Genomic DNA, 14588 nt, shown 5'->3' on the forward strand with positions numbered 1-14588 from the left:
AAGCTGTCCCCTCAGAGCAGAATGTCGGTGTAGAGTTCGGACGGATCCGGTTCGGGATCGTTCTGGGCGAAATCCGCCGCATCGGAGACAACCGCGCGCACGTCCTTGTCGATGGCCTTCAATTCGGCTTCGTCCGCATGACCGAGTTCGATCATCCTCGCCTTGATTTGCTCGATCGGATCGTGCTCCGATCGCATCCTTTGAACCTCGTCCTTGGAGCGGTATTTCGCGGGGTCAGACATGGAATGGCCGCGATAGCGATAGGTCTGCATCTCCAGGATGATCGGCCCCTTGCCGGAACGCGCGTAGTCCAGCGCGAATTCCGCCGCCGACTTGACAGCGCGCACATCCATTCCGTCGACCTGAAAACCGGGTATGAGGAACGAGGCCCCGCGCTGCGAAAAGTCCGTTTGCGCCGAAGCACGGCTTACCGCTGTCCCCATGGCATAGCGGTTGTTTTCGATCACGTACACGATCGGGAGCTTCCACAACGCAGCCATGTTGAAGCTTTCGTAGACCTGCCCCTGGTTTGCAGCACCATCTCCAAAATAGGTCACCGATACAGCACCGTTCTCGCGATACCTGTTCGCGAAAGCCAGACCGGTACCAAGTGAAACCTGCGCCCCAACGATACCGTGCCCCCCATAGAAGTTCTTCTCCTTGGAGAACATGTGCATTGAGCCGCCCTTGCCCTTGGAATAGCCGCCGCGGCGGCCGGTCAGCTCGGCCATGACGCCCCGCGCTTCCATTCCGGTGGCAAGCATGTGACCGTGATCGCGATAGCCGGTAATCACCTGGTCGACATCCGTCGCCGCCATCTGCATGCCGGTGACGACTGCTTCCTGTCCGATATAAAGGTGACAGAACCCGCCGATGAAGCCCATTCCGTAGAGCTGACCCGCCTTTTCCTCGAACCGGCGTATCAGCAGCATTTCACGATAGGCAAAGAGCTCTTCTTCTTTGCTGAATTCGGCCGGAGGCGGCGCTTTCAGATTTGTGGAAGATTTGCCCCGCCCCGATGAGGCGGATGCTTTCTTGGCACGCGTCGCCATGCTGTCACTCCCTGTTTGAATTTGGGCGGTAAAGTAGCGCAATCACAAACTTTGGCAATGCCAAAATCTGCATGGCAGACATGCCGTAAGCAATTACAATCACTTACAAAATATTCAATTAACCGATATTGGGTTAATTCTGGAATCCGTGCAGAATCACGATCTCGTTTGCGCGAGTAACTCCGAGCAGTCGCCGCGCCTGCTCATCAATCATGTCGCGCTCGAGCGAGCCGTCACGCAGCATCGCGGTACGCTTGTCCAATTGCTGGCGACGCTCCTCCAGCGACGCAAGTTCCACTTTCAGGACTTCGATCCGCCTCTCGTATTCCCGCTTTGAGGCGAGACCATACTTCCCGGTCAACGCATGATGCCCGAAATAGGCCAGAACGCAAAACGTAAAGACCGGAAGCACAAGATGGCGATAGGGAGAGCGGCGGCGTTGACGGGTCCACATAAGACAATTGCCCCTGAAACAGACCATGCATGGTAAAGCCTCTTGGTTAAATGCCCCTAAACAGGAATGCGCAGAAAGCTTGCAGGCGACACAAAAAAAGCCGCCGGCACAGCCGGCGGCTTCCCGCTTGAATGTCCGGGCTGCTAGTTTCGCAGGATAGAGCGACCGGCATAGACGGCCTGCGGGCCAAGCTCCTCCTCGATCCGGATCAACTGGTTGTACTTGGCCAGCCGATCCGACCGCGCCAGAGAACCGGTCTTGATCTGCCCGCAATTCGTGGCGACTGCGAGGTCGGCGATTGTCGCGTCTTCGGTCTCACCAGAGCGATGCGACATGACGGCAGTATAGCCGGCCTTGTGCGCGGTCTCGACTGCATCCAGGGTTTCGGTCAGCGAGCCGATCTGGTTGACCTTGACCAGGATGGAGTTGGCCACCCCCATCTTGATGCCGTCTCGCAAGCGCGCGGTGTTCGTCACGAACAGGTCATCTCCGACGAGCTGGCACTTCGATCCGACCGCTTCCGTCAAGACCTTCCAGCCATCCCAGTCATCCTCGTGCATGCCATCCTCGATCGAGATGATCGGATAGTTCGATACGAGATTCTCCAGATAGGCTGCATTCTCTTCCGCCGTCAGGGACTTGCCTTCGCCCGCCAACTCGTACTTGCCATCCTTGTAGTACTCGGACGCGGCACAATCGAGCGCGAGCCGGACGTCGTCGCCGGGCGTATAGCCGGCCGCGGAGATCGATGACATGATGAAATCGAGCGCCTCGGCTGTCGAGCGCAGATTGGGCGCGAAGCCCCCCTCGTCACCCACGCTCGTGTTGTGACCGGCCTTGTTGAGCGCCGATTTCAACGTATGGAATATCTCGGATCCCATGCGCACGGCGTCGGCAATGCTTTCCGCGCCAACGGGCATGATCATGAATTCCTGGATATCGATCGGATTGTCTGCATGCGCACCGCCATTGATGATGTTCATCATCGGCACCGGAAGGATCCGCGCATTGGTGCCACCGACATAACGATACAGCGGCATGCCCGAATAGGCCGCAGCGGCCTTGGCGACGGCAAGCGAAACGCCCAGGATCGCATTGGCGCCCAGCTTGGCCTTGTTCGGCGTGCCGTCAAGTTCGATCATGGTCGCGTCGATCTTGGCCTGTTCGGTGGCATCCATGCCGCCGATCGCATCGAATATCGGACCGTTCACCGCATCGACTGCCTTGGTAACACCTTTGCCCTTGTATCGCTCGCCGCCATCGCGCAGCTCGACGGCTTCATGCGCGCCGGTCGACGCACCGGATGGAACGGCCGCGCGCCCCATCGTTCCGTCTTCGAGGATGACATCGACTTCAACCGTCGGGTTGCCCCGGCTGTCGAAAATCTGGCGTCCGATGATGTCTACAATAGCGCTCATGCGTGAGATCCCTGCTGAATGAAGAATTCTACCGGCGTTGCAATAAACGAGCCGGTCACAAAGTGAAACAGGCCGAAGCCACAATTTCATTTCCGGAGGCACGACTTCGCCCGAATCCGGGCATATCATCAATTCCGGGATGGGGAGGCCGGAAGGGAGGCCCCCATGACGCAAATGGCCGGAATTCTAACCTTCGCGATGATTGCGTTCGGATTGCTTACGTCCTGCGACCAGCCGTCCACGCCACCCGAGAGTTCCAGTATCGTGATCCTGCCCGCCGACTGATCGGCGGGCGCAGGGTCACAACGACTTTGTTACGCTGTCGAAACGCATCAGCGTCTCGACAAGGCGTGGCATATCGTCGAGGTGCACCATGTTCGGCCCGTCAGACGGCGCATTGTCGGGATCCTGGTGCGTCTCGACGAATACACCTGCCACGCCGACCGCGACTGCGGCACGCGCAAGCGTTTCAACGAAGCGTCGCTCGCCGCCCGATGAGCCCCCCTGCCCTCCGGGCTGCTGGACCGAGTGGGTGGCATCGAAAATCACGGGAGCACCCGTTTCCGCCATTACCGGTAGTGCCCGCATGTCCGAGACGAGCGTATTGTAGCCGAACGAAACGCCCCTTTCGGTCAACAGGACATTCGGATTGCCGCCAGCCACCACCTTGGCCAGCACGTTCCTCATGTCCCAAGGCGCAAGAAACTGTCCCTTCTTGACGTTGATGACACGACCGGTTTTCGCGGCTGCAAGGAGAAGGTCCGTCTGCCGGCACAGGAACGCCGGTATCTGGAGTACATCGACGACCTCGCCCACCTGCGCGCATTGCGCCTCTGTATGCACATCAGTCAGAACCGGCAATCCGAGTTCGGCCCTGATGTCCGCGAAGACCGGCAATGACTTGTCCAACCCAAGACCGCGCTTGCCGGAAAGCGAGGTCCTGTTGGCCTTGTCGAAGGACGACTTGTAGACGAGACCGATACCGGCGCTGGCGCAAATCTCCTTCAGGGCGCCGGCCATGTCGAAGGCGTGCTGTCGGCTTTCCATCTGGCAAGGACCGGCAATCAGCGAGATGGGCGCGTCGTTTGCAAAGCGCACCTTGCCGGCGGAAACTGTGGAATTTGGCTGCATGGTCATACTGGTCCCTGGAAAGCGAGAAACAGCCCCTGTCCCGGCGCGGCATCCACGATTATGCGCCCGTGCATTTCGCGATAAGAAATGCCGTGCCGTCCCAGATACGCCTCAAGGGCCTCCACCGAGCGGACAGAGAGGATCAATCCCTCGAAGCGGAGCCCCCTGTCCGCGCTCGCCCGCCTGACGCCGAAATGCACCTCGATCCCTTCCGGTGTCATCACGTCGATGGAACCGTTCGACGCCTCGATTTCAAGGCCGAAGGAATGCGCCTCGTCATTGCGGTTGTTGACGACTTCCTGGAGCAGGTACTGGAAGTCGGTGGGATTCTGTTCCGACATGACTACCTGCAGAATGCCGGTAACACCGTTTTCATGCGCTTGCAGCATGCCTCGATCGATCTTCGGCGCTCTGATCTTCTCGCAGGTGAAGAAGAAGGCATCAGGTGAACGCAAGTCGGCCGCAAAAGCGAGGAGAAAGGCCGCTTTGCCCTGCCTGCCCTTTGCATCGACGACCTTGCGCGAAAAAGCGAGCTTCTTGCCAGCCGAAAAACCGGCCTTGCGAAACGTCTTGTGGTCGCGTCGCGCATCGCCCGTCGCCATGGCCAGGGCCGAAAAGCCGTTCTCGCCGTTGCGGAATCGCCAAGCCTGATCGCGAGCCGTAAAGACATTGCCCTTGCGCGCCGAAGCCTCGCAGTCTTCCCGTTGCGCAATCGCCAGCGGTTCCAGAAATGTGCCGTCGGGAAGGTAGATGCAGGCATTCTCGGTGCCGAACGGATGCAATCCGTCAGGGGCAACCGTGAAACCGAGCGTGCTGTATCGTGCCCGTGCCGCCTCCAGGCTTTCTGCCGGAAGGACAACGTGGTCGATGGCGCGTGCCATGCGCGGCTCGTTTATCAAATTTGCCATGGGCGGAGCATGTGCACGATTTCGATACCCCGTTCAAGCGCTCATTGTATAGCCACCCTAGAGCGGGTCTATGTCGCCGCGCTTCCAATCAGCCTCGGTTCTGGCTGCAAATTCGGCAAAGTTCCCTGCCGCAATCGCATCACGGATTCCTTGCATCAGCTGTTGATAGTAGTGAATGTTGTTCCAGGAGAGCAGCATCGCGCCCAGCATCTCGCCGGACCGGATCAGATGATGCAGATAGGCCCGCGAATAGTCGCGCGCGGCCGGGCATGTCGATTCCTCGTCCAGCGGGCGATGATCTTCCGCGTGGCGCGCGTTCTTCAGATTCACCCGTCCACGGCGAGTGAACGCCAAGCCGTGCCGACCTGAACGGGTTGGCATCACGCAATCGAACATGTCGATGCCCCGCGCGACCGAGCGAAGGATATCCTGTGGCGTCCCGACCCCCATCAGGTAGCGCGGCTTGCCCGCCGGCAACAGCGGACAAGTCGCATCCAGCATTGCCAGCATTACTTCCTGCGGCTCGCCGACGGCGAGACCACCGACCGCGTAACCCTTCAGATCCATTCCCGCGAGCGCCTTGGCCGATTCCGACCGCAGGTCCTCATTGTCGCCACCCTGGACGATGCCGAACATGGCCCGTTCCGGCTGATCTCCGAAGGCCGCCTTGCAGCGCTCCGCCCAGCGCAGGGAGAGCTCCATCGCCTTCCTTATCTCGTCATCGCCTGCCGGGAGGGCAACGCATTCATCCAGCTGCATCTGGATGTCGGAACCGAGCAGCCCCTGGATCTCAATCGAACGTTCGGGGCTCATCTCGTAGCGCTTCCCGTCTATATGGGACCGGAACGTGACCCCGTCCTCGCTCATTTTCCGCAGTGCGGCCAAAGACATCACCTGGAAGCCGCCGGAGTCCGTCAGGATTGGATGCGGCCAGCGAATGAATTCATGCAATCCTCCCAACCGGGCCACTCTCTCGGCTCCCGGACGCAACATCAGGTGATAGGTGTTGCCGAGAATGATGTCCGCACCGCTGTCGCGGACCTGGTCCAGATACATCGCCTTGACCGTGCCCACCGTTCCCACAGGCATGAAGGCCGGGGTGCGGACATCTCCCCGCGCCGTATGTATGACGCCGCGCCGCGCCTTGCCGTCCGTTGCGAGCAGTTCGAAGGAAAACGGTATCGTCATCGCGCACCCGGTTGCGGAAACAGGAGACACGCATCTCCATAGGAGTAGAATCGATAGCCCGTCTCGATGGCATGGCTATAGGCTGCCTGCATGGTCTCCAGTCCGCTGAACGCCGAAACCAGCATGAACAGGGTGGACCGCGGCAGATGGAAATTGGTCATCAGGACATCAACGGCGCGAAACCGGTAACCAGGCGTTATGAAGATGTCGGTCGCACCCGACCAGGCATTGACCATGCCGTCGGGGTCGGTCGCGCTTTCGAGAAGCCGCAGGGATGTCGTCCCCACTGCCACGATACGCCCACCCCGTGCGCGTGCCTGGTTGAGAAACGCAGCTGTGTCCCCATCGATATGGCCAATCTCTGAATGCATACGGTGTTCGGCGGTATCGTCCACCTTGACCGGCAGAAAGGTCCCGGCCCCGACATGCAGCGTCACGAATGCACGGTGAATGCCGGCCTTGTCGAGTTCCGCGAACAGGCCTTCGGTGAAATGCAAACCTGCCGTCGGCGCGGCGACGGCACCTTCCTCGCGTGCATAGATGGTCTGATAGTCCTGCCGGTCCCGGGAGTCCTCGGCACGTTTCGAGGCGATGTAAGGCGGCAACGGTACGTGGCCAACCAACGCAAGGGCGTTGTCGAGATCGGTACCGGACCTGTCGAAATTCAGTTCAGCCTCACCTTCAACGCCCTTGCCAATAACCTCGGCTTTCAGCTCGTAGCCATTCGCGCCGAAGTCGACCGTGTCGCCGACCTTCAACTTCTTGGCACCGCGAACGAAGGCCTTCCAGCGATCCGGCGCGGTTCGCATGTGCAGGGTAGCACCGACCTGCGCGCGCGCACCGTCCGCCCGCAGACGGAAGCCTTCCAGCTGCGCCGGGATGACCTTCGTATCGTTGAAGACGAGCACGTCCCCGGCCCGCAGGAAGCGTGGAAGGTCGAGCACATGCGCGTCCGACAGCCCGTCGCCCGGACGAACGGTCAGCATGCGCGCGCTATCGCGCGGCGACACCGGCCGAACCGCGATCCGCTCGTCCGGAAGGTCGAAGTCGAAGGCGTCAACGCGCATGGAACTTGCGTGCCAGCGATCCCACACTAGAGATCGGCGGCAACCTTCATCGAGACGATGGAGTCGGGATCCTGCACCGGCTCGCCGCGCTTGATCTTGTCCACATTCTCCATCCCCTCGATCACCTCGCCCCAGACCGTGTACTGGCGGTTCAGGAATGGTGCATCCTCGAAGCAGATGAAGAACTGCGAGTTGGCGGAATTCGGGTTTTGCGCGCGCGCCATCGAGCAGACACCGCGTGCGTGATTTGCATCGTTGAATTCGGCCGGAAGATCCGGCTTGGACGAACCGCCCATTCCGGCGCGCGCGGGATCATAGGAGTTCGAATTCTTGTTGCCGTAACGGACATCGCCCGTCTGCGCCATGAAGCCGTCGATGACGCGGTGAAAAACCACACCGTCATACTCGCCCGCACGCGCCAGTTCCTTGATGCGCTCCACATGCTTCGGCGCCAGATCAGGCCGCAGCGCAATGACGACCGTACCGGTCGTCGTTTCCATGACAATCGTGTTTTCGGGATCCTTGTAAGCCATATTGGCGCCCTTTGCTGTTTCTGCGGATTTCGGGGACTTATTGCGCGTCGGCGGCGATGACAACCTTGATCATGCGATCCGGCTCGGCCACTGCACCGTTGTTTGCCTGCGCGCCCTTCTTGATGTTGTCGACGAATTCCATGCCGCTTTCGACCTGGCCGACGACGGTATACTGGCCGTTCAGGAAGGCGCCTTCGTCAAACATGATGAAGAACTGGGAATTGGCGGAATTGGGATCCTGGGAGCGCGCCATGCCGACTGTGCCGCGTACATATGGCTCGTTCGTGAACTCGGCCGGCAGGTCTGGAAGCTTCGATCCGCCCGTACCGACGCGGCGCGGCACGAATCCATCCTCCATGTCGCCATACTGCACATCGCCGGTCTGGGCCATGAAGCCGGGGATGACGCGGTGAAAAGCGACGTTGTCGTATTCCCCGTTCCGCACCAGCGTCTTGATCTGCTCGACATGTTTCGGCGCAAGATCGGGGCGGAGCCGGATAACCACGTCGCCGTCCTTGAGCGTGATGATTATTGTGTTTTCGGGATCGGTATCCTGCGCATGCACCGGCAGTGAAAGCGCGAGGCCGATGGTCGCCGCGCAAGCGGAAAGGAAGACGCGTTTCGTCAGTCGCATTGAAAACCTCAAGATCGGTTTGCTATTGGAATTTCGCCCGCAGCGCCTTTTCCACTGCTGCCGGTACGAACGGACTCGTATCGCCGCCCATGGAAGCGATCTGGCGCACCAATGTGGCGGTAATGGTTCGGACCGACGGGCTGGCAGGCAAAAAAACCGTATGCAGGTCCGGCGCCATCATCTCGTTCATCCCCGCCATCTGCATCTCGTAGTCAAGGTCGGTCCCGTCGCGCAGACCGCGCACGAGTGCCTTGGCGCCATGTTCCCTCGCCGCGTCCACCAGTAGCCCGCCAAAAGCGACAATCGGAACCCGATCGGGAGATACTCCCTCTTCCACAATGACTTCCCGGATTAGATCGACCCTTTGCTCGAAATCGAATAGGCCCTTCTTTCCCGGGTGGGTGCCGATCGCCACCACCACCTTGTCGAAAATCGCCAGCGCCCCCCGCAACACGTCGAGATGCCCGTTGGTGATCGGGTCAAAGGATCCGGCATAGATTGCGATATGATCAGTCATGGGCAAGGCTGTAACCCAGATTGCCGCCCGACGGAAGATATGACCGCGCGAGACGCACCTCCCGACAGACGGACACGTAGCACTCGGTTCCGATTATCTGGCTTCCTCGCCTCCGGGGCCGCAATACAGCCTGTTTCCCGCAACGTGACGAATTGCACATCACCCGTCGGCCGATTTCGCTTTGATGCCGTCTATCAAAGGAGACAGGAACATGATCGCGCTTTTCGCTCTCGCCATGATGCTCATCACCGCCGGCTTCGCAATTCCCGCGCTTCTGCCGGTACGCGCGGGGCGCTAAACGGATCGGCGGGCCGCCAGCATCCATAAACCGCCGCCGACCAGGCAGGTTCCCGAGATACGCTCGACAAGCCTTATATTCTTACGGTTGAGCCAGCCGCCAGTCCGTCCTGCCGCCAGCGCATACATACTGTCGCACACCGAGGCGATGACCACGAATGTCATGCCGAGCATAACGGTCTGGCCGACCGGATTGCCCGATCCCGACACGAATTGCGGGATGAACGCGCCGAACAAGAACAATGCCTTTGGATTTGACCAGATAACCACGAATCCCTGCCAGAAATAGCCTTGGAGGGATCGTTTCCTTTGCTCCGTTCCCGCTTGGCCAAGCGAACCGTCGGAACTCAACAGCTTCCATCCGAGCCAGACAAGATAGAGAGCGCCGGCCACCTTCAGGAAGATGAACGCCTCGCCGACCAGCGCGACCACCGTTTTCAGACCGACGGCGAGAATGACAATCATGGTCAGAACGCCGACCTGAGTACCCGCGACATTCATCAACCCGGCACGGCTTCCGGCCCGCAGGGAGTTCGCGATTATAACCGTGACCGACGGCCCGGGAACTATGACAATCAGAAAGCTGGCGATCGCGAACGCCAGCCAGGCATGGGGATCGATCATGCACGCAAACTCCGTTGGGATTGTGACATCAGTAGCTCAACCAAGCCACAATCCCTGGACGGTGTCACGCCTCGCCTTCGCCTGCCCCGTCGGCTGCTGCGTCAGGCGACGGTACGTCATCTGCGGAATTTTCCTCGTCCTCGCCGTTATCCTCCGGCTCGCGAATCCGTTCCACCGACACGACATGCTCGCCTTCCGAGGTCTTGAAGATCGTCACGCCCTTGGTGGCGCGCGATGCGAAGCGAATGCCGTCGACCGGGACACGGATCACCTTGCCGGAATTCGTCACCAACATGATCTGGTCGGCGTCGTCCACCGGGAAGGCGGCGACCAACGGCCCGATATCGGCCGTCTTGGACGTATCCGTGGCCTTTATGCCCTTGCCGCCCCTACCCGACACACGGAAGTCGTATGACGACGACCGCTTGCCATAGCCGAATTCCGTGACCGTCAGGACGAATTCCTCGGCATTGGCCATCGCCTCGAACTCGTCATCGCGCAGGACGGCCTCGCCGTTTTCGTTGCCCTCGCCCTCGTCAGCGACCACGACCTCTTCTTCCGCCTCGTCTACCTGACGACGGAGCGCGGAAGCCCGCTTCAGATAGGCAGTGCGCGCCGCGGGTGTGGCATCGCTGTGTCCGAGGATCGACATGGAAATGACCCGGTCGCCTTCGGCCAACGAGATTCCGCGCACGCCGACCGAATTGCGACCGGCGAAGACGCGAATATCCGTGACCGGGAAACGGATGCATTGCCCCGCCGAAGTTGTCAGCAGGACGTCATCATCTTCCGAACAGGTCGCCACATTGAGGATTTCGGCGCCATCATCCTCCAGCTTCATGGCGATCTTGCCATTCCGGTTGACCTGGAGGAAATCCGACAACTTGTTGCGGCGCACCGTGCCTGTCGTCGTAGCGAACACGACATCAAGCTCGCCCCAGCTGTCCTCGTCCTCCGGCAGCGGCATGATCGTGGTAATGCGCTCGTCTTCCTCCAGCGGCAACATGTTGCGCAGGAACTTGCCACGCGATTGCGGTGTCCCGAGCGGCAGGCGCCAGACCTTCTCCTTGTATACGATACCGCGGGAGGAAAAGAAGAGAATCGGCGTGTGCGTGTTGGCGACGAAGAGCCGCGTAACGAAGTCCTCTTCCTTTGTCGCCATGCCGGAACGGCCTTTGCCACCGCGGCGCTGCGCTCGGTAAGTCGCAAGCGGGACCCGCTTGATATACCCTTGGTGGCTGAAGGTGACGACCATGTCCTCGCGGGCGATCAGGTCCTCGTCGTCCATGTCCGGGCCGCCTTCGGCCAGTTCGGTCCGACGTGGCGTACCGAACTCGTCGCGCACCGCGATCAGTTCGTCCTTGACGATCTGCTGGATGCGCGCCCGAGACGACAGGATGTCGAGGTAGTCGCGAATCTCCGCTCCGATGGTGTTCAACTCATCGGCGATTTCGTCACGGCCGAGTGCCGTCAGTCGCTGCAGGCGCAGGTCGAGAATGGCGCGCGCCTGCTCTTCGGACAGCATATAGGTATTGTCCTCGGGATCGATGCCATGCCTCGGGTCGTCGATCAGCGCGATCAGCGGCGCGACGTCCTTCGCCGGCCAGCGCCGGGTCATCAACTGCTCGCGCGCCGTCGCCGGATCGGGCGCGTGTCGTATCAGGTGAATGACCTCGTCGATATTTGCGACCGCAATGGCAAGGCCGACAAGGACATGCGCGCGCTCGCGCGCCTTGCGCAACAGGAACTTGGTACGCCGGCTGATAACATTCTCGCGGAACGACACGAATGCGCGCAGCATGTCGAGCAGCGTCATCTGCTCCGGCTTGCCGCCGTTCAGCGCAACCATGTTGGCGCCGAACGATGTCTGCAGAGGTGTATAGCGGTAGAGCTGGTTCAGCACGACATCGGCGACGGCGTCGCGTTTCAGGTCTATAACAACACGATAGCCTTGCCGGTCGGATTCATCCCTGATGTCGGAAATTCCCTCGATGCGCTTGTCGCGCACGAGCTCCGCCATCTTCTCGATCATGCTGGCCTTGTTTACCTGGTACGGCACCTCGGTAATGACGATGGATTCGCGATCACCGGCACGCTGCTCGATCTCCGCGCGACCACGCATCACGATCGAGCCCCGCCCGGTCTCGTAGGCCGAGCGAATTCCGCTCTTCCCGAGAACCATGGCTCCGGTAGGGAAATCGGGGCCCGGAATGATTTCCATCATTTCCGAAAGGCTGATCGCAGGGTTGTCGATCAGCGCAACACAGCCGTCGACAACTTCCGACAGGTTGTGCGGCGGAATGTTGGTCGCCATGCCGACCGCGATACCGCCCGATCCGTTGACCAGCAGGTTCGGGAACCGTGCCGGCAGAACCATCGGCTCCTTGTCGGATGCATCGTAGTTGTCCTGGAAATCGACCGTTTCCTTGTCGATGTCCTCCAAGAGATCATGGGCGACCTTTTCGAGACGCGATTCCGTGTAACGCATCGCGGCAGGCGGATCGCCATCGATCGATCCGAAGTTGCCCTGGCCATCGACCAGCGGCACGCGCATCGACCAATCCTGCGCCATGCGCACCATTGCGTCGTAGATCGCGGCATCGCCATGGGGGTGATATTTACCCATGACGTCGCCGACGATGCGGGACGACTTCACATATTTGCGGTTCCAGTGGAAACCGCCTTCATGCATGGCATAGAGAATGCGCCTGTGCACCGGCTTGAGGCCGTCACGGACATCCGGCAGCGCCCGACTCACGATCACGCTCATCGCGTAATCGAGATACGATCGCTGCATTTCCTCCAGAATGGAGACCGGTTCGACGCCGTCGTTGCCGCCCGAACCGTCGATTGGTGTTTCGTCGCTCAATGAAGTTATGCTTTGTTGTTAAGAATCATTGGTTTGAGATTAGCGGAACAGGCACGAAAAAGCGAACAATCAGCACGAGTTTTCCCACCGTTTTGCCGCACTTTCCGGCGCATTTTGTCGTTCGACGGCCTTGCGGGCCAACGCCAGCCGGATATAGGCAGATGTATGGATACAGATTTGCTTATTCAAGCCGTCGTGACGCTGTTCGTCACCATTGACCCGGTCGGGCTGGCTCCGCTGTTTCTGGCAGTCACTGCCGGCATGAACCGGGCAGAACGCCGACAGGTTGCACTCCGCGCCAGCGTCATCGCATTCGCGATATTCGTACTCTTCGCAATTGCCGGAACGCTGATCCTTTCGCTGTTCGGCATCACCCTTCCGGCATTTCGGGTGGCTGGCGGGCTGCTGCTTTTCTGGATCGCGTTCGAGATGGTGTTCGAACGCAGGCAGGAGCGTCACGAGAACACCGCGCAGCGCGCCATAACCGAGGACGACATTCATAGCGTCTCGGTATTTCCGCTCGCCATCCCGCTCATGGCCGGTCCGGGTGCGATTTCGGCAACAATCCTGCTGTCCGGCGAATTCTCTGGCGAATACTCAAGCGCGCTCGGTCGTACGGCCCTGATCGCAATCCTGCTCGGGATCGTAGCCCTTACATACGGAATCTACCTGCTGGCCGAGCGCGTGGAAGTCCTCCTGGGTGCGACAGGGCGCTCGGTGCTGACCCGCCTTCTCGGCGTGATCCTGTCGGCGCTTGCCGTCCAGTTCGTCGCAGACGGTGTCAAGGCGCTTGTCGCGACCTGATCGCTAGCGCAGCGCGTCGAGATCTACGGACACCTCGACGCCGCCGAATTCGTGGACGCTGTCATGTGCCTTCACGACCACCGTCGACACATGTTCGGGGATGCGGATACCTGACTGGGAACGCGTGAATGGCTGCTCGTCAACATGCGGGTGGGCGAGAACTCGTTCCCCGTAGACCGTACCGTCCGGGCCGACGACGATCCACTTGTCGGCATAGTGTTCCCAGCCCTCATCGGCATGTCGGACCGCCACGCTGAATTGCCACGTGCCTTCATCCTGCTGGCGCGCATCGACCGAAACGACGTCTGCCTCGCCGGCGAAGACCTGCGTAAGCGAAAGCAGGATCGCAGCCACCGCGACCACCACGACCGGTAGCGCCGATGAATTGCTGCGATATCCCTGCCTCGCCGTCATGGCATTCTGCACCCTAGAACGGAATTTCGTCGTCCATGTCGCGGACGAAGTCGCTGCCGCCGGAAGCAGGCTGCTGCCCTCCTCCCTGCTCGGCACCGTAGCTGCCCACCTGCTGCCGGCCACCACCGCCACCGCCGTAGCCGCCCTCGCCTTCACCCCGGCTGTCGAGCATCTGCAGGTCGCCGCGGAAACGCTGCAGCACGATTTCCGTGGTATATCGGTCCTGTCCGCTCTGGTCCTGCCACTTGCGCGTCTGCAACTGGCCCTCGACATAGACCTTGGAGCCCTTCTTCAGATAGTTCTCCGCCACCTTCGCCAGGTTCTCGTTGAAAATGACGACCCTGTGCCATTCCGTACGCTCGCGCCGCTCGCCGGAATTCTTGTCCCGCCAGCTTTCCGACGTCGCCACCGACAGGTTCACCACCGGTTCGCCCGAATTGAGTCGACGCACTTCCGGGTCGGCGCCCAGATTGCCGACGAGAATTACCTTGTTCACGCTGCCAGCCATGACGCCAACACTCCTGCCTGATTTTCTGAATTCCGATCCACACTAAACAAGCGCGCAACGCGGCTCCATATCGGCCGACGCTGTCCACAGGGTCTTTTCGTTCTTGAAATGTTCTATTGATTGCGCCATGACCTTGTCAAGTTTTGCGGGCGAGTCATCAAATGTCGGCA

The 14588-nt window shown here is 60.2% G+C and carries 15 protein-coding genes; 1 reads left to right on the plus strand and 14 read right to left on the minus strand.

The window, feature by feature from the left end:
* Positions 1-11: 11 nt before the first annotated feature.
* The 12 genes from pdhA to gyrA all read right to left on the minus strand — a co-directional run bounded on the left by pdhA (position 12) and on the right by gyrA (position 12620).
* A complete protein-coding gene (gene pdhA, locus HTY61_RS06825; protein WP_175276083.1) occupies positions 12-1052 on the minus strand; it encodes a pyruvate dehydrogenase (acetyl-transferring) E1 component subunit alpha in 1041 nt (346 codons plus the stop codon).
* Between the two features lie 133 nt (positions 1053-1185).
* Positions 1186-1506, minus strand: a complete 321-nt coding sequence (locus HTY61_RS06830; RefSeq protein WP_175276084.1) for an FtsB family cell division protein — start codon at positions 1504-1506, stop codon at positions 1186-1188.
* A gap of 143 nt (positions 1507-1649) precedes the next feature.
* On the minus strand, positions 1650-2924 hold the full coding sequence (gene eno, locus HTY61_RS06835; RefSeq protein ID WP_175276085.1) for a phosphopyruvate hydratase: 1275 nt from the start codon (positions 2922-2924) through the stop codon (positions 1650-1652).
* A 300-nt stretch (positions 2925-3224) separates the two neighbouring features.
* Positions 3225-4055 carry a 3-deoxy-8-phosphooctulonate synthase gene (gene kdsA, locus HTY61_RS06840; RefSeq protein ID WP_175276086.1) on the minus strand — a complete coding sequence of 277 codons (831 nt, stop codon included), beginning with the start codon at positions 4053-4055 and terminating at the stop codon, positions 3225-3227.
* A gap of 2 nt (positions 4056-4057) precedes the next feature.
* Positions 4058-4954 carry a VOC family protein gene (locus tag HTY61_RS06845; protein ID WP_428978290.1) on the minus strand — a complete coding sequence of 299 codons (897 nt, stop codon included), beginning with the start codon at positions 4952-4954 and terminating at the stop codon, positions 4058-4060.
* Between the two features lie 66 nt (positions 4955-5020).
* A complete protein-coding gene (tgt, locus tag HTY61_RS06850) occupies positions 5021-6151 on the minus strand; it encodes a tRNA guanosine(34) transglycosylase Tgt (RefSeq protein WP_175276088.1) in 1131 nt (376 codons plus the stop codon).
* The gene (gene queA, locus HTY61_RS06855; RefSeq protein ID WP_175276089.1) at positions 6148-7218 is read right to left on the minus strand and encodes a tRNA preQ1(34) S-adenosylmethionine ribosyltransferase-isomerase QueA; all 1071 of its coding nucleotides are present in this window, start codon (positions 7216-7218) and stop codon (positions 6148-6150) included. Before queA ends, tgt begins: the two co-directional genes overlap by 4 nt.
* A gap of 26 nt (positions 7219-7244) precedes the next feature.
* Positions 7245-7751, minus strand: a complete 507-nt coding sequence (locus HTY61_RS06860; RefSeq protein ID WP_175276090.1) for a peptidylprolyl isomerase — start codon at positions 7749-7751, stop codon at positions 7245-7247.
* A gap of 37 nt (positions 7752-7788) precedes the next feature.
* Positions 7789-8385, minus strand: a complete 597-nt coding sequence (locus HTY61_RS06865; protein ID WP_175276091.1) for a peptidylprolyl isomerase — start codon at positions 8383-8385, stop codon at positions 7789-7791.
* Positions 8386-8407: 22 nt separating this feature from the next.
* Positions 8408-8902 (minus strand): pantetheine-phosphate adenylyltransferase, encoded by a 495-nt coding sequence (gene coaD, locus HTY61_RS06870; RefSeq protein WP_175276092.1) that lies wholly within the window; start codon positions 8900-8902, stop codon positions 8408-8410.
* Between the two features lie 294 nt (positions 8903-9196).
* Positions 9197-9823 (minus strand): LysE family translocator, encoded by a 627-nt coding sequence (locus HTY61_RS06875; RefSeq protein ID WP_175276093.1) that lies wholly within the window; start codon positions 9821-9823, stop codon positions 9197-9199.
* 64 nt (positions 9824-9887) lie between these two features.
* The gene (gene gyrA, locus HTY61_RS06880) at positions 9888-12620 is read right to left on the minus strand and encodes a DNA gyrase subunit A (protein ID WP_428978291.1); all 2733 of its coding nucleotides are present in this window, start codon (positions 12618-12620) and stop codon (positions 9888-9890) included.
* A gap of 237 nt (positions 12621-12857) precedes the next feature.
* Here gyrA and HTY61_RS06885 point away from each other — a divergent pair, with 237 nt between their 5' ends.
* Entirely contained in the window at positions 12858-13496 is a 639-nt protein-coding gene (locus HTY61_RS06885) for a MarC family protein (protein WP_175276095.1), read from the plus strand.
* Between the two features lie 3 nt (positions 13497-13499).
* Here HTY61_RS06885 and HTY61_RS06890 read toward each other — a convergent pair whose 3' ends face one another.
* Positions 13500-13910 (minus strand): hypothetical protein, encoded by a 411-nt coding sequence (locus HTY61_RS06890; RefSeq protein ID WP_197945372.1) that lies wholly within the window; start codon positions 13908-13910, stop codon positions 13500-13502.
* A gap of 13 nt (positions 13911-13923) precedes the next feature.
* On the minus strand, positions 13924-14418 hold the full coding sequence (gene ssb / locus HTY61_RS06895) for a single-stranded DNA-binding protein (protein ID WP_175276096.1): 495 nt from the start codon (positions 14416-14418) through the stop codon (positions 13924-13926).
* Positions 14419-14588 lie beyond the last annotated feature (170 nt).

Source organism: Oricola thermophila (assembly GCF_013358405.1).
In the GTDB taxonomy this organism is placed as follows: Bacteria; Pseudomonadota; Alphaproteobacteria; order Rhizobiales; family Rhizobiaceae; genus Oricola; species Oricola thermophila.